Source organism: Pseudomonas sp. GW821-FHT09E04, from assembly GCF_059416185.1.
In genome coordinates, this window is the sequence record NZ_JBWKOR010000010.1 from 149,119 (window position 1) to 173,816 (window position 24,698).

The following is a 24,698-nucleotide window of genomic DNA, read 5'->3' on the forward strand; positions in this document are numbered from 1 at the left end:
AAAAAGGCCAGCGCATAAGGCTGGCCTTCTTACTGTAGCGCCGATCTTAGAAGACGTTGATCGGGTAGTCGATGATCACGCGGTATTCATCTGTGTCCGTATCCAGCGCGCCGTAACCGTTGCCGCCACGGTTGGTGGCCCATTGCAGACGTACCGCCAGGTCTTTGGCCTGGCCGCTCTGCACCACGTACTTGAGGTCGATGTCACGTTCCCAGTGCTTGGCGTTGCGACCTTCGGCGCTGTACCACGAGGCGTAGCCTTTGCTGTCCGGGTCGACCTTGGTCAGGTCCAGTGTGCCGCGCGAGTAAGACACCGCCGAGGTCAGGCCTGGCATGCCGAGACCAGCGAAGTCGTAGGCGTACTTGAGTTTCCACGAGCGCTCGTTCGGGCCGTTGAAGTCCGAGTATTGCTGGGAGTTGTCGAGGTAGATGCTGTCGCCCTGGCTGATGTAGTCGAACGGCGTGTTGCCGTTGACCCGCTGGTACGCGGCGGTGACGCTGTGGCTGCCGATGCCGACGGTGAAATGCAGGCTGTAGGTGTTGTTGTCGATGTTGCCCAGCAACGCGTCGCCGGTGTCCTGCGTGTGATAGAAGTGCAGGCCCGGGTTGAGGGTCACCAGATCATTCAGCGCCCAGGTGTAGTCGAGGTCGTAGTAGTACTGGTTCCAGATGTCCTTCAGCTCGGAAGCATAAAGGCTGCTGGTCAGGCCTTCGACGCCGCTCCAGGTCACGCCGGCCCAGTTCAGGTGCTGGCTGTCATCGTGCTCGGCGAGCGTGCCGTAAGAGGTGCCGATGCGTTTGTGACCGCTCTGGTTGTACGGTTTGGTGAAACTGGCCTGGCCACCTTCGATCATCCAGCCGTCGAAGCTGTGGTTGGTCAGGCTGACGCCACGGAAGGTCTGCGGCAGCATGCGGCTTTCACCGCCGGCGATCACCGGGTTGGTGAGGAACAGGTCACCGGCCTTCAGTTCGGTATCGAACGCACGCATTTTCAGCGTGCCACCCGCGGTGGAGAACGAGCCCGGCGCTTTGCCGTTGCCGTCGCTGACCGGCAGGATGCTGGAGTTGTCCGTACCGCCACCACCGTCGAGTTTCAGACCGAGCATGGCGTGGGCATCAATGCCGAAACCGACCGTGCCTTCGGTGTAGCCCGACTGGAATTTGCCGAGGAAACCCTGGCCCCACTCGATGTTGTCGTCCGTCTGCTGCAGGCGGTTACGGTTCATGTAGTAGTTGCGGGCATTGAGGTTGAGGCTCGAGCCTTCGACGAAGCCTTCTTTCTCGGGTTCGGCGGCGTGGGCGGCGGGGGCAATCGTTGCGGCAATTGCAATGAACAGCGGGGTGAAGCGAACTGGGTAACGCACGTGCGGTAAAGCTCCTTGGGTCAACTGACACTTCAATGTCTTGAGGTGCGGGATGTTTCTAATTGTAAGAGACGAACCTGTCCGCTTGCACACCACAACGAAAAAAGGCCGCTGAAAGTCAGCGGCCTGGAAGGACGACGGTTGAACGGGAAGAGCCAAACAACCGCGTCGAGGGAAACGTTGCGTAGTGCGCGACTCAGCTGTCTTTCTCGGCTGCCTGAACCTGGGAAGTTGCGGCCTGATGGGCTTGCGTGGCGTCTTGGGCCTTGGCCATCACTTCTGCCTGATACTGCTCGAATGCCTGGGCGCGAGCGGCGTTTTGCGCTACGAACGACTGCGATTCTTCAGCCATCGCCATCGGCGACAGGATCAATGAGGACAAAACGAAAGCGCTGGCAATACCCATACTGTTGGACATCTTGAAAACCTTCTTGCTTGGCAAGTGCTGTTTGGTGCGGGCAAAGATAAGGTTGCCGGGCGTTGGGAAACAGCGTGATTTTCATAAATGACTGTTGCGGGAATGGCAACGATCCAGGTCCTCAGACCGGGAGGTGAATGCCAAAAGTGTTCATTCCGCGATCACTACGCACAAACACATCCCCACCATGCATCAACGCAATTGCCTTGACGATCGCCAGCCCCAGGCCGTGGTTGTTGCCGCTGTTGCTGCGCGACGCATCGACCCGGTAGAAGCGTTCGAACAAGCGCGGCAAATGTTCGCTGGCAATCGGTGAGCCGGGGTTGGCGACGCCGATGCTGACCTGATGTTCCTCGACCTCGATCTGCACTTCGATCACCTGACCGGGCGCGGTGTGTTGCACCGCGTTGCTCAGCAGATTGATCAACGCCCGGCGCAAATGAGCGATCTCGATCTGCACCTGCGCGTCGCCGCTCACTCGTACTTCGACCTGTGCATCTTCGAGGATGAAGTCGAGGTATTCGAGGGTGGTCGCCACTTCATCGGCGAGTGACGTCGAGGTCAGTTTGGTGGCCTTGCTGCCCTGGTCGGCACTGGCCAGAAACAGCATGTCGTTGATGATCGAGCGCAGGCGTTCCAGCTCTTCGAGGTTGGATTGCAGCACTTCGAAATAATGTTCGGCAGAACGCCCGCGAGTGAGGGCAACCTGAGTCTGGCCGATCAGGTTGGTCAACGGCGAGCGCAGTTCATGGGCGACGTCGGCATTGAACGATTCCAGCCGCGAGTAGGCTTGTTCAACCCGCTCCAGTGTCGAGTTGAACGAGTCGACAAACTGTTCGAGCTCCGGTGGCAGCGGCGACAGACGCAAGCGCCCGGCCCGCAGCGGCGGCGCCAGACGCTGCGCCTCGTGGGACAGCTTGATCAGTGGCTTGAGGCCGATCCGCGCTACCCAATAACCCAATGCCGACGCCATCAGCACGCCGACAATCGCCAGGCCGATCAAGGCAATCAAAAGATTGTGCTGGGTCTGGTGAAAGGTCTCGGTATCGATGCCGATCATGAAGCGCAGTGGCGGGCGTTGATCCTTGGCCGGCAACTCGGTCAGCAGCACTTTCAGCGGGTAATCATGGTTGGGCAGTTGCAGGTCGCGCATGCCCAGGGGGCCTTGGGCAAAGGCGCGGATCATGGCGTCCGGCTGGCCATATTCATAACCCGGGTCACCGCTCACCACCCAGAAGCGGATGCGTTTGTCTTCTTCGCCGAGCAAGTTCAGTTTGGCGTTGATCTTCACCCAATGTTCGGGAGTGCCGAATCGGTTGAGTGCCGACTCCAACACGCTATAACGCGCGTCCAGCTCGGCTTCCGGCAGCAACCCCAAGCCCTTGTCCACCTGCTGATACAGCGCGCCGCCGATCAACAGAAACACCAGCAGCGCCACCAGCGTGAACATTCCGCTCAGGCGCAGCGCAATCGAATTACTGGACACCACGGCTCTCCAGCACATACCCCATGCCACGGATGGTGTGCAGCAGTTTCTCGTCGAACGGCCCGTCGAGCTTGGCCCGCAGACGCTTGATCGCGACTTCGACGACGTTGGCGTCGCTGTCGAAATTGATGTCCCAGACCATTTCCGCAATCGCGGTTTTCGACAGGATCTCACCCTGGCGCCGGGCCAAAACGCTGAGCAGCGAAAACTCCTTGGCGGTCAGGTCCAGTCGCGTGCCGGCGCGGGTGGCCTTGCGGCTGATCAAATCTATCCACAGGTCGGCGATGCTCACTTGTACCGGTTCATGGCCGCCACTGCGACGGGTCAGCGCTTGCAGGCGCGCCACCAGTTCGAGGAAGGAAAACGGTTTGCCGAGGTAATCGTCGGCACCGTCGCGCAAACCACGGATCCGGTCTTCGACACGTTCACGGGCGGTGAGCATGATCACCGGCGTCTGCTTGCGCGCACGCAACGCGCGCAGTACGCCGAAGCCGTCGAGGCCCGGCAGCATCACGTCGAGGACGATCACCGCGTAGTCGCTTTCCAGCGCCAGGTGCAGGCCCTCGATGCCGTCGCGAGCCAGATCCACGGTGTAACCCTGTTCCGTCAGGCCGCGGTGCAGATAGTCCGCGGTTTTCTCTTCGTCTTCGATAATCAGAACGCGCATGACCCGCCTCAGTCTGTCGTTGCCAGCGCCGCGACGGGCGATGGTTTGGGCTTGTGGAACAGCCGCTCAAGCCACAAGTATATGACCGGTGTGGTGAACAGCGTCAGCATCTGGCTGACCAGCAGGCCGCCCACGACCGCGATCCCCAGCGGCTGGCGCAGTTCGGCGCCGGTGCCGTAGCCGAGCATCAGCGGCAGCGCGCCGAGCAGGGCGGCGAGGGTGGTCATGATGATCGGCCGGAACCGCGTGATACACGCCTCGAAAATCGCGTCCTGCGGTGACAGCCCGCGATGACGCTGCGCCTCGAGGGCGAAGTCGATCATCAGGATGCCGTTCTTCTTCACGATACCGATCAGCAGTACCAGCCCGATCAGCGCCATGATCGAAAAGTCCTGGCCGCAGATCCACAGCATGATCACCGCGCCCAGACCCGCTGCCGGCAAGGTCGAGATGATCGTCAGCGGGTGGACGAAGCTTTCATAAAGCACACCAAGGATGATGTACACCGCCACCAGCGCCGCCAGAATCAGCCACGGCTGGCTGGCCAGCGAACTCTGGAATGCCTGGGCCGCGCCCTGGAAGTTGCCGCTGATCGCGGTCGGCATGCCGATCTCGGCCTTGGCCTGATTGAGCAGGATCACCGCGTCACCCAATGCCACGCCGGGCGCCAGGTTGAACGACAGGTTGGCGGCCGGGAACATGCCGTCGTGGGCAATCGACAATGGGCCGATGGTCGGTGCGTCGAATCGGGCCAGCGCCGACAGCGGCACCATTTCCCCGCTCAGCGGTGAGCGCAAGTAGAAGTAGTTGAGGCTTTCGGCCTTGCCGCGCTGTTTGGTGTCCAGCTCCAGAATCACGTTGTACTGGTTGACCTGGGTCTGGAACTCATTGATCTGCCGTTGCCCGAACGCGTCGTACAGCGCCTCGTCGACATCACTCGCCGTCAGGCCGAAACGCGCAGCGGCGCTGCGGTCGATGCTGATGTGGGTGATGCTGCCGCCCAGTTGCAGGTCGTTGGAAATATCACGGAACGCTGGGTTGCTGCGCAGCTTTTCGGTGAGTTTCTGAGTCCAGGTGGCGAGGGTCGGCCCGTCGTTGCTCTTGAGCACATATTGATACTGCGCACGGCTCGGGCCGGAGCTGAGGTTGATGTCCTGGCCGGCGCGCAGGTAAAGCACGATGCCGGGGACTTTCATCAGTTGCGGACGGATGCGGTCGATGAACTGGCTGGCCGAAACGTCGCGATCACCGCGTTTTTTCAGAGCAATCCAGAAGCGGCCGTTGGCGATGGTCTGGTTGCTGCCGGACACACCCACCGAATGGGAAAACGCCTGGACGGCCGGGTCGGCGGCGACGATTTCGGCCATCGCCAGGTGTTTTTTCACCATGTCGCTGTAGGAAATGTCCGCGGCGGCTTCCGTCGTACCGAGGACGAAGCCGGTGTCCTGCACCGGGAAGAACCCTTTGGGGATAAAGATGTAACCACCGATGGCCATCGCTACAGAAACACCGAACACCGCGATCATCAGTTTCTGGTGGGCGAGGGCGCGGCGCAGGCCTTTTTCGTACCAGCCGAGCAGGCGCTCGCTGAACCCCGGTTTGTCATGGGCGTGATGCACCGGTTTGCGCATGAACAGCGCGGCGAGGGTTGGCGCCAACGTCAACGACACCACCACGGAAATCATGATGGTCGAGGTCGCCGTCAGGGCAAATTCCTTGAACAGGCGCCCGACCACGCCGCCCATGAACAGCAGCGGAATGAACGCGGCCACCAGCGAGAAACTGATCGAGACTACGGTGAATCCGATCTCGCCGGCGCCCTTGACCGCTGCTTCGCGCATGCTGTCGCCGGCTTCCAGGTGACGGTGAATGTTCTCCACCACCACGATCGCATCGTCGACCACAAACCCGACCGCCACCACAATCGCAACCAGCGTCAGGTTGTTCAGGCTGAAACCGAGTAAATACATCAAGGCGAAACTGGCGGTCAGCGATACGCCGAGCACCGCCGACACAATCATCGTCGCGGACAACTGGCGCAGGAACAGCGCCATCACCGCCACCACCAGCAGGATCGCGATCAGCAGGGTGATTTCCACTTCATGCAGGGAGGCACGAATGGTCTGGGTGCGGTCGATCAGCACTTTGACCTGCACCGAGGCCGGCAGCATGGCTTCGAGGCCGGGCAGGGCGGCTTGAATGCGGTCCACCGTCTCGACGATGTTGGCCCCCGGCTGGCGGGAGATCACCAGGTTCACCCCCGGTTGATCGCCGGCCCACGCTTGCACGTAGGCATCTTCCGAACCGTTGACGACTTTGGCGACATCTTTCAGGTGAACCGGGGCGCCATCCTTGTAGGAAACGATGAGCTGGCTGTATTCCTCAGGGTGGAACAACTGGTCGTTGGTCGACAGCGTGGAAATGCTCGACTCGCCGTACAGCGCACCTTTGGCGAGGTTGAGGCTGGTCTGCTGGATCGCCAGACGAATGTCGGCGAGGGTCAGGCCGATGGCGGCCAGTTTGTCCGCCGAGGCTTGTACACGAATCGCCGGACGTTGCTGACCGGTAATGTTGATCTGGCCTACACCGTCGATCTGACTGATCTGACGCGACAGCAGGGTTTCCACCAGGTCACTGAGTTCGGTACCGGGCATCTGGGTCGAACTGACGCTGAGGATCAGCACCGGGCTGTCGGCCGGGTTGACCTTCTTCCAGGTCGGCAGGGTCGGCATGTCTTTCGGCAGTTTGCCGGCGGCGGTGTTGATCGCGGCCTGCACTTCCTGGGCGGCGGTGTCGATGCTCTTGTCGAGGGTGAATTGCAGGGTCAGCAGGCTGGAGCCCAGCGCACTGCTGGAGGTCATCTGGGTCATGCCGGGGATGGCGCTGAATTGCACCTCCAGCGGCGTGGCCACGGACGAGGCCATGGTGTCCGGGCTGGCGCCGGGCAGTTGCGCGGAGACCTGGATCGTCGGAAATTCCGCTTCCGGCAACGGGGCAATCGGCAGGCGTGGGAAGGCAATCACCCCGACCAACACCAGCGCGATGGTCAGCAGAATCGTCGCCACCGGGTGATCAATGCACCAGGTCGAAACACCTTTGTGTTGCTTCATGGCTTGGGCTCCGCTTGCACTACTTGCGGCGGCTCGCTCATGACCTGCACGGTCGAACCGGGTTTGAGCCGTGACTGGCCGTCACTGACCAATACGTCGCCGGGTTTCACGCCCTTGATGATGTCCTGACCGCTGCCCTGGTAAACCATTTGCACCTGAACGGCTTCCACCTTGTCGCCGTTGACCCGGTATACAAAGTGTTGATCCAGTCCCCGTTGTACGACAGTGGGCGGGACCACCAGCGCATCTTTATCCAGTGCCGTCTGAATCTTTACCGTCACCAGCAGGCCGGGCCAGAGCTTCTGATTGGGGTTGTCGAATTCGGCCTTGGCGCGGATGGTGCCGGTGTTGGCGTTGATCTGGTTGTCGATCAGGGTCAGGTGACCTTCGCCGAGCAGGTTGCCGGTTTCGCCATCGGTGTCGGCGCCGATGTAGGCCTTGACCTGGGCGCGCTGCGGATCGCTGATCAAACCTTGCAGGGTCGGCAGCATTTGCTGCGGCAGGGAAAACTCTACGGCGATCGGGTCGATCTGGGTCACGGTGAACAGACCCTGAGTATCGGTCATGCGCAGGAAGTTGCCTTCGTCGACCGTGCGAATCCCGACGCGGCCGGTGACCGGGGAGCGAATCTGGGTGTAGGAAAGTTGTACCTGCGCTGCGTCAATCGACGCCTGGTTGCCTTGGGCGGTGGCTTTGAGCTGGTTGACCAGTGCCTGTTGCTGGTCGTAGGTCTGCTTCGATACACCGTCGTCGACGCTGAGCAGTTTGTAGCGCTTGAGGTTGACCAGCGCCACTTGCAGTTGCGCCTGGCTTTCGCCCAATTGTGCCCGGGCCTGGTCGAGGCTGGCGCGGATCGAGCGGTCGTCGATGGTGGCGAGCAGGTCGCCCTGTTTGACCAGTTGACCCTCTTTGACCAGAAGCTTGGTGAGGATGCCGTCGATCTGCGGTCGCACCACCACGCTGTGCAGCGAGAGGACCGAGCCGATGCCGCTGGTGTAGCGGGGGACGTCTTTTTCGCTGACGGCGACGACCCTGACCGGGATGGCGGTGGGGGCGGCGAGTTTGGCCGGTGCGGGTTTTATCGCGTACCACAGGCCAGCGGCTGCGAGGGCGATCAGCAGGGTGGCGAGCAGGGCCTTTTTCTTCTGGATTTGCATGCTTGTGGGGCGCCAGGGGGACGGGGTTTGGGCAGGTTGGTTCTTTATAAACTTGTTTGGGGGTCAGGAGGGTGACGGCTAGCTGACGGCGCTGTCAGTTTCGGCTTTTGGCTTGGCGGCCTTTGGGCCGGCCAGGTTTTGGGTGTTCTTTGTGAATATCCGTTTCTGCGGGTGTTGCGGCTGGCGGTTCCGCCCTTACGGCGGGTCACTTTGGCAAACGCCCCAAAGTAACCAAAGGTCTGGGCCCCGGCGTACGGCGCCTCGCTGTGGCTCGGCGTTCCTTCGTTCCGGGATTCATCCGGGGGCATCGCCTACGGTTTGCTTCGCTGCACCTCCTCTCGATGTGTTTGGCTTCGCCAAACGGCGCTACGCGCCTACCCCCGGATGAATCCCTCCACTCAGCCTGCCGAAGGGGCCGGTACGTCAAAAGCGGTACTTGAGCTAACGCTCATCGTGTTGAGTGGTGAGGAGCAGGGTGGTGGTGGTGGTGGTGGTGGTGGTGGTGGTGGCGATCTCTGGATTTTCATCTTTCCCGGCCCGCGCCATCTACGCTTCTAAAGATCCGCCCCCACCAGCGGATACACGGTGTACGGCCCTGACGCCATTGGGGTGGGTCTTTCGGGAGTGTCTTTGCCATGAAGTTGAATATCGCGATATCGGCTGGGCTTGTTTTGCTTCCGCTTTGTGTCTTTGCCGCGCCGCAGACGAGTTCCGGTGAGATCCGGTTCAGCGGGCGGATTGTCGATTCCGGTTGTGAGGTGGGGCGTGTCGGGGCGTTGGGTTCGAAGGCGTCGCGGCAGGTTGAGGTCAAGCCTGGCCTGACGCTTGATGTCGATTCCTATCGCAATGCGTGCAGTCATGAGGCGTTGCCGTTGTCCGTCACGTATGAGGCGCTGAAGACTTCGAGCGACAAGGGCATTGTCACCATCAGTTATCTGTAGGCCGTTCGGCGTGCCGTGTAAATCTTCAGGTGCCGATATTGGGCGCGCGGGTATACTGCGCGCCTTCGCGGCTCACTGTTCGGGCCCGACTTTTTGCTTTGCGGAGCTTTTATGACTTCCCCGACCCAACCGCCAGTTGATGACGCTATCAGCGACGTCACGGCCGAGCATGCTGAAACCAACGAAACCAAAGCCAAGATCCCGGCCTTCAAGTTCCCGTTCAAGCCAGGTGACCTTGCGGCTGCCAAAGCGGCCAAGCAGCCGCAGTTCAAGGGCAAGGACGGTGACCGTCATGCCAAGATCCCGGGCGTCGCTCCGTCGGGCACTCGCCGTTCGATGGGCAAGCGCTGATTCACTCCCGCCTCGGCCGTCGCTGTGATTTTCGATCACAGTGATGGCTAAGTGCTCAGTTCCTGAGCCAGATCAACGTTTAACCAGTTAGTGCGCTTAGAGTCAGCAGCCCTGCCGACTCTTTCCAATAAAACGAGCGCGCTTTCCATGAAGATCAATCTCCCGGTGACCGGGCGCAATGTCGATGTTGCGCCGGATGCGAACATTCTCTCGACCACCGATCTGACCAGCGCGATCACCTACGCCAACGACGACTTCATCAAGATCAGCGGTTACAGCCGTGACGAGCTGCTGGGCACGCCGCATAACCTGTTGCGTCATCCGGACATGCCGGCGCAGGCGTTTGCCCATATGTGGCAGACGCTCAAGCGCGGGCGGTCGTGGATGGGGCTGGTGAAGAATCGTTGCAAGAACGGTGATCACTATTGGGTCAGTGCCTATGTCACGCCGGTCACGCAGAACGGTGCGGCGGTGGAGTTTCAGTCGGTGCGTACCCGGCCGGATGCGCGGCAGGTCGCTGCGGCAGAGCGGGCTTACGCGCAGTTGCGCGGGGAGCGGGTGTCGCGTTGGCTGCTGGTGTTGGGGTTGCGGGCGCGGATCATGGCGTTGACCAGTTCGGTGCTGGTGGTGGTACTGGGGATTGAAGCCTGGCTGCGGCCGGAGTCCATGGGCATCGAAGCCGCTGCGCTGGTGGCCGGCAGTGGCGCGTGTGCGCTGGGCGTGGGCTGGTTGCTGCGGCCGCTGGAGCGACTGACCGAGCGTGCCCGGCTGATTGCCGATAATCCGTTGAGCCAGGGCATTTATACCGGGCGGCGGGATCAGTTCGGGCAGATCGAGTTCGCCTTGCAGATGCTCGAAGCCCAGGTTGGCGCGGTGGTCGGGCGGATCGGTGATGCGTCGCAACGACTGGCCGGGCATGCCGCGCAACTGGTGGATCATCTGCACAGCAGTCATACCAGTACGCTGGCGCAGCAGGCGGAAACCGATCAGGTGGCGGCGGCGATTCATCAGATGGCGGCGAGTGTTGCCGAGGTGGCCAGCCATGCGCAGCAGGCGTCGGTGGCGGCTGATATGGCGGGGACGGAAACCCGTGAGGGGCATCTGCTGGTCGGCGAGAGTCGCAGTGCGGTGTTGCGGCTGGCCGAGGAGTTGGGGCGGGCGACCGAGGTGATTCATCAGCTCGAAGGTCACAGCAGCGAGATTTCCGGGGTGCTGGAGGTGATCCGCAGCATCGCCGAGCAGACCAATCTGCTGGCGCTCAACGCGGCGATCGAAGCGGCGCGGGCCGGGGATGCCGGGCGTGGGTTTGCGGTGGTGGCCGATGAGGTGCGGGGTCTGGCCCAGCGCACTCAGCAGTCGACCAACGAGATTCAGCGGATGATCAGCACCCTGCAAAACGGTGCGCGGGATGCGGTGCTGGTGATGCAGCAGAGCAGCGAGCATGTGGATAACAGTGTTGAACAGGCCCAGCGTGCGGCGCGGGCATTGGATGGCATCAGCGGCCGGGTCGAGCAGATCACCGAGATGAGCCTGCAGATTGCTGCCGCAGTCGAGGAGCAGAGCGCGGTGAGCGAGGACATCAACCGCAACATCGTCAGTATTCGTACCGCGTGTGAATTGACGGTGGATGAAGGGCGCCAGAGCCAGCTCAACTCACAGGACGTGGCGGGGCTGGCGGGGGATTTGCGTTCGCTGGCGCGGGAGTTCTGGGGGCGGCGGCAGGGATCCTAGGCCGCGCGCAGGGAAATGAACGCGTAAGTCTGCGGCGGCTCGGTGACCACGTGTGCACCCGCCGCCAGCACTTGCCCGGCGACATCATCACCGGAGAGGTGAAACAGCCATTCACTGGACACTTCGCTCAATGGCTGCGCGGTGACCTGATCGATGACCGAGGCAAACACGCCCATGTCTGGCAGGTACGCGGTAAACCCGTCGCCCTTGAGTGCCGTGGTGCGGATACCAAGCAACCCGCAGATCGCATCCTTGGTCCGGATGTCATCGCGATCGGCCTGACGGGAGCGCTGGATCAGTGTCACCAGTTCCTGATCCACCAGTTCACCACCGACGATCAGCTCCGGCCCTTGTTCCCACGATTCCGGCGGGCAGTCCTTGGCAGCAGGGTTCAGCGGAATGTGCGGATTGATTTCGGCGGGATAGATGCGGCACACCAGCGGCCGGCGCTCGTAGATGCGGCACAGCTTGTCTTCGTCAAGATTCCGGCAGGGACCGACGTTGTAGGCGGCGAAGGTGATTGCCACATGGGCGTCGGAGTTTCCGCTGCGCACTACCGCCGAACGACGCTGCGCATGCTCACGCTGCTGTTCCGGCAGGCCCAGGCCGTTGGCGAGAAATGCCTCCACCAACACGATCACCTGACCGCCGTCAGCCGCCCACATACGGGCTTCGGCCAGCGTGAGAGGCACGTGGTGATCGGTGCAGCATTTGCCGCAACCTACGCAGGAAAACGTCGTATTCATTGAGCGGGCAATCTTCAATCAGGGTGTGAAACGGCGACGTAAAGCCGCCATGCAGGCCTGGGTTGAAGCAAGTTGTGCGCCATTCACTCAGGGCTTGGCGGTCGGGCGGATCGAGTCCCATTCGGTGACGAACGCGGTTTTCGACTTTTTGTTGTACAGGCACAACTCGGTGCCTTGCTGGCCCTTCATGTGTTTTTGCGGGTACTGGCCTTGCAGCAATAGTGCGGTGTAACCGACGCGGTCGTCGAATTGCGCGGCATTGCCGACCGGTTTGGCGTCTTTCAGGCCGCTGGCCTTGGTGCAGCTGGCGAGTACGGCTTTGTCATGGGCGGCCCAGGCATCGGGGCTGGAAGCGTGGGCAAACGGGGCAATGAGACAAAGCACGGAGAGGGCGAGACGTTTCATGGTTCGGGCATCCTTGGAGGTTTGATCGCCAGGGTTTGAGTATGCCGCAGGATTTTAGTTTGTCAGTCCGGCACCAATTCCCGGCGGACCACATACATTCCGGACGTTTCGTACAAGCTCTGCGCCCGACGGTTGTCTTCCAGCACCTTCAGATCGACAAAGCCTTCGCGCCGATCCTGAAACACCTTGAATGCATGAAGCAGCAGCGCCCGACCCAATCCACGACCCTGAGCGCGGGGATGCACCACCAGATTCTTGATGTAGGAACTGGTCCAGCATTGCGCCACGCCGAGGACGCCTTCGGCATCGCTGGCGATGAAGCACAATGCCGGATCGTATTCCGGATCGTTTTCAAACTGCTGTTGCCAGACGTCCAGCGCAGGTACTCGGCCGCCTCCTTCGCGGTAGCCGATTTGCATCAGTTCATGCACGGCGGATGCGCGTTCGGCGCTGTAGGTCGTGAGTTCGATGCCGTTCGGCCATTCGATGGCCGGCACGTCCTGGCTCAGGTCGCGCCGCATCAGAAAACAGAACGTCTCGCTCAAGACTCAGTGTCCGTGGGCGGCGACGTGTTTGGCCGCTTCGATCAGGCAGTGGGTCAGCTCTGGCGAAGAGAACTTGGTCAGCACGCCGTTGGCGCCGGCGAGACGGGCCTTTTCGCTGTTCATCGCGCTGTCCAGCGAGGTGTGCAGCAGCACGTAGAGGTGGGCGAAGTCCGGTGTCTCGCGCAGGGTCCGGGTGAAGGCGTAGCCGTCCATCTCGGACATTTCGATGTCGGAGACGATCAGGTTGATCTGCTGCGCCGTGCCTTGCAGGTCCAGCAGGCAGTCGATCGCTTCCTTGGCGCTGCGCGCGGTGTGGCATTGCAGGCCGAGGTTGCGCAGGGTGTGCACCGATTGCTGGAGCGCCACCTGGCTGTCGTCGACCACCAGAATCCGCGCGTTGCCCAGCACTTCGGCGTCTTCCATGCTCAGGTCGGTCGGGGCCATCTCGATTTGCGCCGGGGCGATGCTGTGGATGACCTTTTCGATGTCCAGCACCTGCACCAGAGTGCCGTCGACCGAGGTCACCCCGGTGATGTAGGCGCGGGAACCGCCGGAGCCGAACGGCGGCGGTTTGATGTCGGTGGTCAGGCAATGCACGATCTTGCTCACCGCCTGCACGTGCAGACCCTGTTTCGAACGGCTGACATCGGTGACGATCAGGCAGCCGCCGTTCGGGTCTTCCAGCGGACGCTCGCCGATGGCACGGCTCAGGTCGATCACCGACAGCGAAGCACCGCGCAGGGTGGCGATGCCTTTGACGTGCGGGTGCGACTCCGGCAGCTTGGTCAGCGGCGGGCAGGGGATGATTTCACTGACTTTCAGCAGGTTGATCGCCATCAGCTTGCCGCTGCGCAAGGTAAACAGCAGAAGCGAAAGTGAATCTGCGCGGGCTTTGTTGGAAGACATAAAAACCTTCTGTGGAAAAAAGGTGATGGGCGAGGGTGGAAATCGCCGAAAACTATTGATGCCGGGTTATCGACTTGTAACCGGCAGGCTTTAGGGATTCTGGCGCCAATCCGACGGCGGGACTGTCATTTCATCCCCAACCGCTTGGCCATGCGCCCCAGATTCGCCCGGTCCAGCCCCAGTTCACGCGCGGCGCTGGCCCAGTTGTCCCGATGACGCTCAAGTGCTGCGCTGATCAACTGCCGCTGATATTGCTCGGTGGCTGCGCGCAGATCCCCGGAAATCAACGGCATCGCGACGACGGCACTGGCCGGCTCCGGCGAGTTATCCACAACCTCGCGCGGCAGGTCGAGATCCATCGCGCTCAGGCTGAGAATCTTCGGCCGCACCTTGCAGTTGCCCAGCGCTTTCAGCGCGCTGCGGCCGATCAGGTGTTCCAGTTCCCGCACATTGCCCGGCCAAGTGTAGGCAAGCAGCGCTTCTTGCGCGTCGCTGTTCAGGCGCAGGCTGTTGAGGCCCATGCGCGAGCGGTTCTGTTCCAGAAAATAGCCGCTGAGCAGCAGCACATCGCGGCCCCGGTCTCGCAGCGCCGGCACCCGCAACGGGTACACGCTCAGACGATGATAGAAGTCGGCGCGGTAGCGACCGCTGCGCACTTCTTCGGCCAGGTCGCGGTTGGTCGCGGCGATCAGGCGCACATCGACCTGGTGTTCCTTGTCCGAACCCAGACGCTGCAACTGGCCGCTCTGCAAAACCCGCAACAGTTTGGCCTGGACGGTCAGCGACAACTCGCCGACTTCATCGAGAAACAGCGTGCCGCCATTGGCCAGTTCGAACTTGCCGCGGCGGTCGCTGGTGGCGCCGGTGAAGGCGCCGCGCACGTGGCCGAACAGTTCGCTTTCCACCAGCGTGTCCGGCAGGGCCGCGCAGTTGAGGCTGATGATCGGCTTGTCGGCACGCTTGGAAGCGGCGTGGATCGCCTGGGCCACCAGCTCCTTGCCGACCCCGGTTTCGCCGGTGATCAGCACGGTCAAGTCGCTGCCGCCGACCAGATTGATCTCTTCCACCAGCCGTTTGTGGGCCTTGCTCTGGCCGATCATTTCGCGATTCTGCTGGCCGCTGGCCTGGCGATACACCTCGGCGCGCTGGTGTTCGTCCTCGGCGCGGATCGCCAGTCGTTCGATGCGCTCAGCGGCGTTCACTGTGGCCGAAGCGAGGCTGGCGAAGGCCTGCAGGGCATCGAGTTCGATCGGTTCGAAGCGCTCCGGATCGAGTGCGTCGAGGGTGATCAGGCCCCAGAGTTTTTCATCGACGAACAACGGACAGCCGAGGCAATCGTGAACTTCGAGGTGATCGTCGAGGCCGTCGACCAGTCCGTCATACGGATCGGGCAGATCGCTGTCGGCTGCGAAACGGGTCGGGCCGGCGCCTGCCAGCAGCACTTCAAAGCGCGGGTGCTCGCTGACCTTGAAGCGGCGGCCGAGGGTGTCGGTGCTCAACCCGTCGACAGCCAGCGGCACCAGCCACTCGCCATCGAGGCGCAGCAGCGCAGCGGCATCGCACGGCAGCAGGGCGCGCATGGCTTCGAGCAGTCGCCGGTAGCGCTCGCCTTCGGGCAGTTCGCGGGACAGGTCGGAAACCAGTGGGAGCAGGGCGGTCAGCAGGGATTTGGCAGACATGGTCTTGTAGTCAAAGAGACGCGTTGTAGTCGAAGCGACTATAGAGGTGCTTGTGTCGATCTGACTACATAAATTTCAAGTTATTGATTTGTATGGATAATTTAGTTGGCACGATAACTGAAACGGTTAAGGCACTTTTAGAGAAAGCTCAGGAGTCACCCTTATGCTTAGCGTCCAGGATCGTGCCATCGTCAAATCCACTGTGCCTCTGCTGGAAAGCGGCGGTGAAGCGCTGATCACCCATTTCTACCGCATGATGCTCTCCGAGTACCCGGAAGTCCGCCCGTTGTTCAACCAGGCTCACCAGGCCAGCGGTGACCAGCCTCGTGCATTGGCGAACGGCGTGTTGATGTACGCCCGCCATATCGATCAACTCGACCAGTTGGGCGATCTGGTGGCCAAGATCATCAACAAGCACGTGGCGTTGCAGATTCTGCCGGAACACTACCCGATCGTCGGCACCTGCCTGCTGCGCGCCATCTCCGAAGTGCTCGGCGAAGAAATCGCCACGCCGGAAGTGATGAGTGCCTGGGGTGCTGCTTATGGCCAGTTGGCCGACATTCTGATCGGTGCCGAAACCGCCATCTATGACCAGAAAGAACAAGCCGTTGGTGGCTGGCGCGGGGCGCGGGAGTTCATCGTCGCGGCCAAGGTCGAGGAGAGCGCGGAAATCATTTCCTTCTACTTCGAACCAGCGGACAAAGGCCCGATCCTCGCGGCCGAGCCGGGGCAGTACATCGGCATGAAGCTGGTGCTCGACGGCGAAGAAATCCGCCGCAATTACTCGCTGTCCGCCCTGGCCAACAAGGGTCAGTACCGCATCAGCGTCAAGCGTGAACCGGGCGGTCGTGCGTCCAATCACCTGCACGATCAACTGCATGTCGGTGCGAGCATCCAACTGTTCCCGCCATCGGGCGAGTTCACTCTGACGGCCAGCGACAAACCGCTGGTGTTGATCAGCGGCGGCGTCGGTATCACCCCGACGCTGGCCATGCTGGAAGCGGCGCTGGAAACCGAGCGTCCGGTGCATTTCATTCACTGTGCGCGCAACGGCAGCGTGCATGCGTTCCGTGACTGGATCGATGGTCTGGCCGAGCGTCATCCGCAGCTCAAGCGTTTCTATTGCTACGCCGAAGATGACGGCGTGAGCCCGGCGGCCGACAAGGTCGGGTTGCTGAGCCAGGAACAACTGGGTGAGTGGCTGCCGGCGCAGCGTGACGTGGACGCCTATTTCCTTGGACCGAAAGGCTTCATGGGGGCGATCAAGCGTCACCTGAAGGCGCTGGGTGTGCCGGAGAAACAGAGCCGTTACGAGTTCTTCGGGCCGGCGGCGGCTCTGGAATAAGCCTGATGAGCGACCCGAGATCCTCGGGTCGCTTTTTTTCGAACCGTTCTGATTCTTAAAAAGTGTTTAAAGGTTAATCGTTTCTTAACCGGTTTATCGTTTATTCCCCGATGCTGATGATAGGCGCTCGTTCGTTTACATGATCAGGATCGCCCCCATGTCGCACTTCGCTTCCTCCCGCCGTTTCAGCCTGGCCACTTTGGGCCTGTCGGTTGCCTTGCTGTCCAGTCCGTTTGCCTTTGCCGAATCCGCGTTGATCCAGCCGCAGACCCTGATCGTCGATCAGAGCCTGCCCAAGGCCCAGCGTGATGCAATGGAATTGGCGGCGCGGCGTTATGGCAGTTTCTGGAACACTGGCGAAGAGGCGTTGGCCACCGCAGCCCTGTCGCCGCAGTTTGTCGACAAGACCCCGCCGGAAGGCCGGGTGCAAGGGCCGACTGGACCGCTGCTGGCGTCGAAGTTCTTTCGCACGGCGGTACCGGACTTGAGCTGCGAGATCGAACAAATGATCGTCGCCGGTGACCGCGTGGTGGTGCATCTGCACTTTCGCGGGCATTTCACCGGTACGTTCAAGGCTCTCAAAGGGCTGGGCCAGCGTGTAGACTTCCGGGCAACCGATATCTATCAGATCGACAACGGTCGCATCGCGGCCAATTGGCATATCGAAGACAACATCAGCCTGATGGCGCAACTGCAAGCGCAGCCGCCGGCCAGCTGAACCATGGACATGAAAGGGAAACGCGATGAGCGAGGAAACGATTCGATTGGGACGTGAGCGGCGCTTTCTGGTGCTGCTGGGCATCATCTGCCTGGCGCTGATCGGCGGCGCGCTGTACATGCAGATCGTGCTGGGCGAGGCGCCATGCCCGCTGTGCATCCTGCAGCGCTATGCCTTGCTGTTGATCGCGCTGTTCGCGTTCATCGGCGCGGCCATGCGCACCCGCCGCAGCATCACCGTGTTCGAAGTGCTGGTGGTGATCTGCGCGATTGCCGGGGCCGGTGTCGCAGGGCATCACGTGTACACCCAGTTCTACCCGGCAGTGAGCTGCGGCATCGATGTACTGCAGCCGATCGTCGATGATTTGCCGCTGGCGAAGATCTTCCCGCTGGGCTTTCAGGTAGACGGCTTCTGCTCGACGCCGTACCCGCCGATCCTCGGTCTGTCGCTGGCGCAATGGGCGCTGGTGGCCTTCGTGCTGGTGGTGATCCTGGTGCCGCTGCTGACTTCGCGTAACCGAAAAGCACTGCGCTGAATCAACTTTTCGGCCCCGGCGCCGATAAAACAAACGCCCCGATTTGCGGTTCTGCAAATCGGGGCGTTTTGCATTTCAGGGTCTTTGTGAAAACACCGTGACGAACGGCAAGGGACGGTGCGACAGGTGTGCGACATGTTGTCACACGCGCTGTGTCGCAGTGCGTTTCACAGGCACGGATTGGTGCGCTGTTACAAAAAAGGATTGGTCTGTTTCAGCGTTTGTCTGTTTTTGCACGCGTGTGCCGGATCAGGCAGTTTTAACAGACGCTGGCACATGGCCAAAAGCCTTGGGGTATCGGGCTTTGCGCGGATCGCGACGTCAGAAAAAGCTTTCGGAGCTGTCTGAACTGAGGCCGATAGACCTACATTTTTTGGTGTTTTTGTTGAGAATCGATTTCGATAACATGCGGAACTTTTGCAAAAATGGTGATGGATTGTTGCTCGAATGGATAAAAATTATTTCGGGATAAGACATGGTGTATAGGGCGCTACCTATCTACAATCGCCCGCACTGAATTCCCGGCACTGTTCAGCCTTTATAAGGAACTGAGCAGGAAGTCGGGTGTCGAGCGGTCGAAAGGCTTGCGAGACACCCAGGTGTCGGTGCCTTCCAACTTTCCGCACCAAATGGAATTGGTCTGTAACAAGGCCTTTGACCACGAATTCGAATAAGAACTGACCGCTGTCCCAGGATTTGTCGAGCGTCTGACGCGCGACGGGCGGCCCTTATTCAATCCAAAGAAAATGCCAACCCTTGGCAGGGTGAAGTGTTGGCGATCAAAACCCAACTGCATTGCGCAAGCTGCTTTAGAGGTCGTGAGATGAGTAAAAACAGGTACCCCAGATTACTAGGCCTAGTGCCGCTGCTCGGCACGTTGTTGCTGGGAGGCTGCAACATGACCTTGCTCAATCCAACGGGCCAGGTCGGCCTGGAACAGCGCAACCTGATCATCACCGCCACGCTGCTGATGCTGTTGGTCGTTGTGCCGGTCATCATCATGACCTTCCTGTTCGCCTGGAAGTACCGCGCCTCCAACCAGAACGCCGTCTACACCCCGAAATGGTCGCACTCGACCAAGATCGAAGTGGCGGTCTGGACCATTCCGGTCCTGATCATCATCGCTCTGGGTTACATCACCTATAAGTCGACCCACGAGTTGGACCCGTATCGTCCGATCGAATCCGACGTCAAGCCTGTGACCATCGAAGTGGTCGCGCTGGACTGGAAGTGGCTGTTCATCTACCCGGAACAAGGCATCGCCACGGTCAACAAGATCGTGTTCCCGGCGCACACCCCGGTCAACTTCCGGATCACTTCCGACGCCGTGATGAACTCGTTCTTCATCCCGGGCCTGGGCGGCCAGATCTACGCGATGGCGGGCATGACCACCAAGCTGCACCTGATCGCTGACCGCAACGCTGAAATGGACGGTATCTCCGCCAACTACAGCGGCGCTGGTTTCACCGGTATGAAATTCAAAGCGATCGCAACTTCTCAGGAAGATTTCGACGCCTGGGTAAGTGAAGTCAAAAAGGCACCTAAACAGCTTGAACCAGCTGAATACGCAGCCCTTGCCAAGCCAAGCCAGAACAATCCAGTCGAGCTCTACTCCTCGGTCACGCCGAACCTGTTCCAGACCATCGTCGACAAGTACGAAGGCATGAAACCGGGCAAGCCGCTGAAGCACGAGAAGAAAGAGAAAGAAGTGGCGGCAACGGATATGGACTCGAATTCGCATTCAGCTGCCGGGGCAGAGGAGTAAACGATGTTTGGTAAATTAAGTTGGGAAGCGATCCCTTTCCACGAGCCGATCGTGATGGTCACCATCTCGATGATCGCGCTCGGTGGTCTGGCGTTGTTCGCTGCAATCACCTACTTCAAGAAGTGGACTTACCTGTGGACCGAGTGGCTGACGTCGGTCGACCACAAGAAAATCGGCGTGATGTACATCATCGTTGCTATGGTCATGCTGCTGCGTGGCTTTGCCGACGCCATCATGATGCGTACCCAGCTGGCCATGGCCACCGAGGGTTCGCCTGGCTACCTGCCACCTGAACACTATGACCAGATCTTCACCGCTCACGGTGTGATCATGATCATCTTCATGGCGATGCCATTCTTCACCGGCCTGATGAACCTTGCAGTGCCGCTGCAGATCGGCGCGCGTGACGTTGCCTTCCCGTTCCTGAACTCCCTGAGCTTCTGGCTGCTGGTGTCCGGCGTTGTGCTGATCAACCTGTCCCTGGGCGTCGGCGAATTCGCCAAGACCGGCTGGGTTGCCTATCCACCGCTGTCGGGTCTGCAATACAGCCCTGGCGTGGGCATGGACTACTACATCTGGGCGCTACAGCTATCCGGTCTGGGTACAACGCTAACGGGGGTTAACTTCCTCGCGACCGTGCTGAAAATGCGTACCCCTGGCATGAAACTGATGGACATGCCGATCTTCACCTGGACCTGCACCTGGGCCAACGTTCTGATCGTGGCTTCGTTCCCGATCCTGACCGCTACCCTGGCACTGCTGACCCTTGACCGTTACATGGATTTCCACATTTTCACCAATGAACTTGGTGGCAATCCAATGATGTACGTCAACCTGTTCTGGGCATGGGGCCACCCTGAGGTTTACATCCTGATCCTGCCGGCCTTCGGCATTTTCTCGGAAGTCATCTCGGCCTTCACCGGCAAGAAACTGTTCGGCCACCACTCGATGATCTACGCTTCGGGCGCGATCTCGGTACTGGGCTTCATGGTTTGGCTGCACCACTTCTTCACCATGGGTTCGGGTGCCAGCGTCAACGCCTTCTTCGGTCTGGCAACGATGCTGATTTCCATCCCGACGGGTGTGAAACTGTTCAACTGGCTGTTCACCATCTACCAGGGCCGTCTGCGCTTCACCAGCCAGGTTCTGTGGACCCTGGGCTTCATGGTGACCTTCGCCATCGGCGGCATGACCGGCGTACTGCTGGCCATCCCGGGTGCTGACTTCGTTCTGCACAACAGCCTGTTCGTGATCGCTCACTTCCACAACGTGATCATCGGCGGCGCGGTATTCGGCTACATCGCAGGCTTCGGCTTCTACTTCCCGAAAGCGTTCGGCTTCAAGCTGCACGAAGGCTGGGGTAAAGCAGCGTTCTGGTTCTGGATCTCGGGCTTCTTCGTCGCGTTCATGCCGCTCTACGCTCTGGGCTTCATGGGCATGACCCGTCGTCTGAACGCCACCACCAACCCTGAGTGGGTACCGTACCTGTACGTTGCCATGTTCGGTGCGGTGATGATCGCTGTCGGTATCGCCTGCCAGCTGATCCAGCTGTACGTATCGGTGCGTGACCGCAACAAGCCAGAAAACATGTGCGAACACGGTGACCCGTGGAATGCCCATACCCTGGAATGGTCGACCTCGTCGCCACCTCCGTTCTACAACTTCGCTGTACTGCCAAAAGCAGACTGCATCGATCCGTTCACCGAGGCCAAGGAAAACGGTACCGCGTACCAGGCTCCAGCCAAGTACGAACCGATCCACATGCCGAACAACACCGCCACTGGCGTGGTGATGGGCGCACTGCTGACCGTGTTCGGTTTCGCGATGATCTGGCACATCTGGTGGTTGGCGATCGCCAGCCTGGCCGGCACTGTCATCTACTTCGTGATCCACGCTGCACGTGACGACCAGGGCTACATGGTTCCGGTTGAAACGATCGAGCGCATCGAAGCCGAGCAGCACAAGCGTCTGGTAGCGGCCGGGAAGATCCCTGCTTCCGCAACCCGTGTTGAAACCAAGTTGGAACAGGCTTAAACAATGTCGAACTTAGTGACCAATGCTGGACACGCTCATGGTCATGACCATGGGCACGATGACCATCACCACGACTCGGGCGAGATGACCGTATACGGTTTCTGGCTCTACCTGATGACCGACTGCATTCTGTTTGCGTCGATCTTCGCGGTGTACGCGGTACTGGTAAACAACGTCGCCGGTGGCCCGTCGGGCCACGACATCTTCGAACTGCCATATGTGCTGGGCGAAACCGCTCTGCTGTTGTTCAGTTCGATCACCTACGGCTTCGCCATGCTGGCGTTGTACAAGGGTAAAAAGCAGCAGGTTCTGGGTTGGTTGTTCATGACCTTCCTGCTCGGCGCAGGCTTCATCGCCATGGAGATCAACGAGTTCCACCTGCTGATCTCCGAGGGCTTCGGTCCTAGCCGTTCGGGCTTCCTGTCGGCGTTCTTCACCCTGGTCGGTACCCACGGTCTGCACGTATCCGCAGGTCTGATCTGGATGGGCATCATGATGTACCAGGTCAACAAGCACGGCCTGACGGCGACCAACAAGACCCGTCTGAGCTGCCTGAGCCTGTTCTGGCACTTCCTGGACGTGGTGTGGATCTGCGTATTCACCGTTGTTTACCTGATGGGGACCCTGTAATGGCTAATGCACACTCCCATGACAGCCATGATGCTGGCCACGGCAGCGTAAAGTCGTACGCCATCGGCTTCATCCTGTCGGTGATCCTGACCGTCATCCCGTTCGGCCTGGTGATGTTCCCGACCTTGCCGAAGTCCACCACGCTGGCAATCGTCCTGCTGTTCGCAGTCATCCAGGTGATCGTTCACCTGTATTACTTCCTGCACCTGGACCGCTCCGTGGCTCAGCGTAACAATGTGATCGCGTTCGTCTTCACGGCCATCGTGATCCTGCTGCTGGTCGGCCTGTCGCTGTGGATCATGTTCAGCATCCACACGTTCATGATGGCGAAGTGAGGTAGACCCGATGTCGCTCAAGCACTTTATCCAAATCACCAAACCGGGGATCATTTTCGGTAACGTGCTTTCTGTGGCAGGCGGGTTCTTCCTGGCCTCGAAAGGGCATGTAGATCTGGCGGTGTTCCTGGCCGCCATGATCGGCACTTCCCTGGTCGTGGCCTCCGGTTGCGTGTTCAACAACTGCATCGACCGTGACATCGACCTGAAGATGGAACGCACGAAGAACCGGGTGCTGGTCCAGGGCTTGATCTCCCTGAAACTGGCCCTGGTCTATGCGACCGTCCTGGGTGTCGCCGGCGTTGCGTTGCTGTACAAGGTGGCCAACCCGTTGGCTGCATTGTTCGCCGTGATCGGCTTCATCATCTATGTCGGCTTCTACAGCCTGTACCTCAAGCGCAAGTCGGTTCACGGCACGCTGGTGGGCAGTCTGTCGGGCGCCATGCCGCCGGTGATCGGTTACGTGGCCGTGACCAACAGCTTCGACATGGCCGCGCTGACCCTGCTGGTGATGTTCAGCCTGTGGCAGATGCCGCATTCCTATGCCATCGCGATCTTCCGCTTCAACGATTACCTGGCCGCATCGATTCCGGTGCTGCCAGTGAAGCGCGGAATCCAGGTGGCCAAGAAGCACATCCTGCTCTACATCCTGGCCTTCCTCGTGGCGACCTTGATGCTGACCTTCAGCGGTTACGCCGGCATGAGCTACCTCGCCGTCGCCGCGGCCATGGGCATGTACTGGTTGTACATGGCCTGGACCGGTTACAAGGCGGTGGATGACACGGTTTGGGCACGCAAGCTGTTCGTGTTCTCGATCTTCACCATCACCGCGTTGAGCGTCATGATGTCCCTGGACTTCAAGGTGCCGACCGAGCTGTTGCTGACGTACGCGCCGTAAGGTTCGAACGCTGTACGAGAAACCCCGTTCATCGAGAGATGAGCGGGGTTTTTTGTTGAGGATTGTTTATCTGCAACGGAAGGTGTTTATTGTTCTGCTATAAGCAATTTGCTTATAGTTTTTTAATGAGAACAATATTCTTTGAAACCACACTCTTCACCGCAAACCTGGGTCATTACCTCACGGACGACGAATATCGTGAGCTACAGACCTACATGCAGAACAATCCGCATGCAGGCGATGTCATGCCACGAACCGGTGGCTTCCGAAAACTGCGTTGGGCGGATGCTCGTCGTGGTAAAGGCAGGCGAGGCGGCTTGCGAGTTATCTATTATTGGCTTATGAATGATGGCCAGTTTTGGATGTTTGCGATTTATGACAAAGATGAGCTTGAGAATTTGACCGCCGATCAAGAGAGGGCGCTCAAGGGAGCCATAGAGAAAGAGTTGAAAACACGAGGTACCCCATGAAAAAACGCGACCTGTTTGCAGAATTGATGCAGGGCGTTGATGAGATGGCGGCTCAACGCGAAGGAAAAATCACGCTACGTAATACGACACTTGAGGACAAACCAGCCCCCGAAGTCGCTGCTCAGGAAATCGTAGCGTTACGGGAAAAACTGCACATGTCACAGGCAGTTTTTGCCAGACGAATCAGGACAAGTCCAAGCACCCTCAGAAACTGGGAGCAGGAGAAATCAAAGCCCAACGCTCAGGCTGCCTTGCTGATCCGTTTGGTGGAAAAATTCCCTGACATGGTCGAGCGACTGAGCGCTGTTTAAAGTCGTTTCCAAGTCTAAATAGAGCCCCGCACGTTCAATGTCGTGCGGGGCTTTTTCGTACAAGCAACCATAGGTTGCGGTGTGTCGGTAAAAGCCCTAGATTTGGATCCAACCCTGTCAGTTATGGCGCCATGCACTGTTCGGCGTTCAAC

At 59.9% G+C, this 24,698-nt stretch carries 24 protein-coding genes and 1 pseudogene; 14 read left to right on the forward strand and 11 right to left on the reverse strand.

The window, feature by feature from the left end:
• Positions 1 to 46: 46 nt before the first annotated feature.
• The 6 genes from AC07N4_RS28675 to AC07N4_RS28700 form a co-directional block, all read right to left on the reverse strand.
• Positions 47 to 1,363, reverse strand: coding sequence for an OprD family porin (locus tag AC07N4_RS28675; RefSeq protein WP_493066591.1), 1,317 nt, complete (start codon positions 1,361 to 1,363; stop codon positions 47 to 49).
• 196 nt (positions 1,364 to 1,559) lie between these two features.
• Positions 1,560 to 1,781 carry a hypothetical protein gene (locus tag AC07N4_RS28680; RefSeq protein ID WP_493066590.1) on the reverse strand — a complete coding sequence of 74 codons (222 nt, stop codon included), beginning with the start codon at positions 1,779 to 1,781 and terminating at the stop codon, positions 1,560 to 1,562.
• Between the two features lie 121 nt (positions 1,782 to 1,902).
• Entirely contained in the window at positions 1,903 to 3,267 is a 1,365-nt protein-coding gene (locus AC07N4_RS28685; RefSeq protein ID WP_493066589.1) for a heavy metal sensor histidine kinase, read from the reverse strand.
• A complete protein-coding gene (locus AC07N4_RS28690) occupies positions 3,257 to 3,934 on the reverse strand; it encodes a heavy metal response regulator transcription factor (protein ID WP_053123617.1) in 678 nt (225 codons plus the stop codon). The genes AC07N4_RS28685 and AC07N4_RS28690 overlap by 11 nt, the downstream gene beginning before the upstream one ends.
• Before the next feature lie 8 nt (positions 3,935 to 3,942).
• The gene (locus AC07N4_RS28695) at positions 3,943 to 7,044 is read right to left on the reverse strand and encodes a multidrug efflux RND transporter permease subunit (protein ID WP_249484779.1); all 3,102 of its coding nucleotides are present in this window, start codon (positions 7,042 to 7,044) and stop codon (positions 3,943 to 3,945) included.
• Positions 7,041 to 8,201, reverse strand: coding sequence for an efflux RND transporter periplasmic adaptor subunit (locus AC07N4_RS28700; RefSeq protein ID WP_096822821.1), 1,161 nt, complete (start codon positions 8,199 to 8,201; stop codon positions 7,041 to 7,043). Before AC07N4_RS28700 ends, AC07N4_RS28695 begins: the two co-directional genes overlap by 4 nt.
• A gap of 635 nt (positions 8,202 to 8,836) precedes the next feature.
• Between AC07N4_RS28700 and AC07N4_RS28705 the strand changes: the two genes are divergently transcribed.
• From AC07N4_RS28705 to AC07N4_RS28720, 4 genes and pseudogenes are all read left to right on the forward strand, one after another.
• On the forward strand, positions 8,837 to 9,142 hold the full coding sequence (locus AC07N4_RS28705; protein WP_096822820.1) for a fimbrial protein: 306 nt from the start codon (positions 8,837 to 8,839) through the stop codon (positions 9,140 to 9,142).
• Between the two features lie 111 nt (positions 9,143 to 9,253).
• Positions 9,254 to 9,493: a hypothetical protein gene (locus AC07N4_RS28710; RefSeq protein WP_096822819.1), complete on the forward strand. Its 240-nt coding sequence runs from the start codon at positions 9,254 to 9,256 to the stop codon at positions 9,491 to 9,493.
• Between the two features lie 147 nt (positions 9,494 to 9,640).
• Positions 9,641 to 9,922: pseudogene (locus AC07N4_RS28715) on the forward strand (PAS domain-containing protein); the annotation flags it as partial.
• 237 nt (positions 9,923 to 10,159) lie between these two features.
• On the forward strand, positions 10,160 to 11,224 hold the full coding sequence (locus tag AC07N4_RS28720; RefSeq protein WP_404943113.1) for a methyl-accepting chemotaxis protein: 1,065 nt from the start codon (positions 10,160 to 10,162) through the stop codon (positions 11,222 to 11,224).
• Here AC07N4_RS28720 and AC07N4_RS28725 read toward each other — a convergent pair.
• From AC07N4_RS28725 to norR, 5 genes are all read right to left on the reverse strand, one after another.
• Positions 11,221 to 11,970, reverse strand: coding sequence for a YkgJ family cysteine cluster protein (locus AC07N4_RS28725; RefSeq protein WP_493066588.1), 750 nt, complete (start codon positions 11,968 to 11,970; stop codon positions 11,221 to 11,223). The genes AC07N4_RS28720 and AC07N4_RS28725 overlap by 4 nt on opposite strands.
• 87 nt (positions 11,971 to 12,057) lie before the next feature.
• Positions 12,058 to 12,375, reverse strand: a complete 318-nt coding sequence (locus AC07N4_RS28730) for a hypothetical protein (RefSeq protein ID WP_102622676.1) — start codon at positions 12,373 to 12,375, stop codon at positions 12,058 to 12,060.
• Positions 12,376 to 12,437: 62 nt separating this feature from the next.
• Positions 12,438 to 12,896, reverse strand: a complete 459-nt coding sequence (locus tag AC07N4_RS28735; RefSeq protein WP_493066644.1) for a GNAT family N-acetyltransferase — start codon at positions 12,894 to 12,896, stop codon at positions 12,438 to 12,440.
• A 27-nt stretch (positions 12,897 to 12,923) separates the two neighbouring features.
• Positions 12,924 to 13,826, reverse strand: coding sequence for a chemotaxis protein CheV (locus AC07N4_RS28740; RefSeq protein WP_096822815.1), 903 nt, complete (start codon positions 13,824 to 13,826; stop codon positions 12,924 to 12,926).
• Between the two features lie 125 nt (positions 13,827 to 13,951).
• Complete coding sequence (gene norR / locus AC07N4_RS28745) at positions 13,952 to 15,505, reverse strand: nitric oxide reductase transcriptional regulator NorR (protein ID WP_096822814.1); 1,554 nt, start codon at positions 15,503 to 15,505, stop codon at positions 13,952 to 13,954.
• A gap of 163 nt (positions 15,506 to 15,668) precedes the next feature.
• Here norR and hmpA point away from each other — a divergent pair, with 163 nt between their 5' ends.
• From hmpA to AC07N4_RS28795, 10 genes are all read left to right on the forward strand, one after another.
• Positions 15,669 to 16,850 carry an NO-inducible flavohemoprotein gene (gene hmpA, locus AC07N4_RS28750; protein ID WP_096822813.1) on the forward strand — a complete coding sequence of 394 codons (1,182 nt, stop codon included), beginning with the start codon at positions 15,669 to 15,671 and terminating at the stop codon, positions 16,848 to 16,850.
• A 157-nt stretch (positions 16,851 to 17,007) separates the two neighbouring features.
• Positions 17,008 to 17,568, forward strand: a complete 561-nt coding sequence (locus tag AC07N4_RS28755; RefSeq protein WP_493066587.1) for an ester cyclase — start codon at positions 17,008 to 17,010, stop codon at positions 17,566 to 17,568.
• A gap of 25 nt (positions 17,569 to 17,593) precedes the next feature.
• Positions 17,594 to 18,103, forward strand: coding sequence for a disulfide bond formation protein B (locus tag AC07N4_RS28760; RefSeq protein ID WP_025109264.1), 510 nt, complete (start codon positions 17,594 to 17,596; stop codon positions 18,101 to 18,103).
• An 823-nt stretch (positions 18,104 to 18,926) separates the two neighbouring features.
• Positions 18,927 to 19,868, forward strand: coding sequence for a ubiquinol oxidase subunit II (cyoA, locus tag AC07N4_RS28765; RefSeq protein WP_096822811.1), 942 nt, complete (start codon positions 18,927 to 18,929; stop codon positions 19,866 to 19,868).
• A 3-nt stretch (positions 19,869 to 19,871) separates the two neighbouring features.
• Complete coding sequence (gene cyoB, locus AC07N4_RS28770) at positions 19,872 to 21,902, forward strand: cytochrome o ubiquinol oxidase subunit I (protein WP_096822810.1); 2,031 nt, start codon at positions 19,872 to 19,874, stop codon at positions 21,900 to 21,902.
• 3 nt (positions 21,903 to 21,905) lie between these two features.
• Positions 21,906 to 22,532 (forward strand): cytochrome o ubiquinol oxidase subunit III, encoded by a 627-nt coding sequence (locus tag AC07N4_RS28775; RefSeq protein WP_007956720.1) that lies wholly within the window; start codon positions 21,906 to 21,908, stop codon positions 22,530 to 22,532.
• Positions 22,532 to 22,867, forward strand: a complete 336-nt coding sequence (gene cyoD / locus AC07N4_RS28780) for a cytochrome o ubiquinol oxidase subunit IV (RefSeq protein WP_065261339.1) — start codon at positions 22,532 to 22,534, stop codon at positions 22,865 to 22,867. Before AC07N4_RS28775 ends, cyoD begins: the two co-directional genes overlap by 1 nt.
• A 10-nt stretch (positions 22,868 to 22,877) precedes the next feature.
• The gene (cyoE, locus tag AC07N4_RS28785; RefSeq protein WP_085668163.1) at positions 22,878 to 23,765 is read left to right on the forward strand and encodes a heme o synthase; all 888 of its coding nucleotides are present in this window, start codon (positions 22,878 to 22,880) and stop codon (positions 23,763 to 23,765) included.
• A gap of 125 nt (positions 23,766 to 23,890) precedes the next feature.
• Positions 23,891 to 24,235: a toxin gene (locus AC07N4_RS28790; protein ID WP_493066643.1), complete on the forward strand. Its 345-nt coding sequence runs from the start codon at positions 23,891 to 23,893 to the stop codon at positions 24,233 to 24,235.
• Entirely contained in the window at positions 24,232 to 24,546 is a 315-nt protein-coding gene (locus tag AC07N4_RS28795; RefSeq protein WP_096822807.1) for a helix-turn-helix domain-containing protein, read from the forward strand. The genes AC07N4_RS28790 and AC07N4_RS28795 overlap by 4 nt, the downstream gene beginning before the upstream one ends.
• Positions 24,547 to 24,698: the final 152 nt, after the last annotated feature.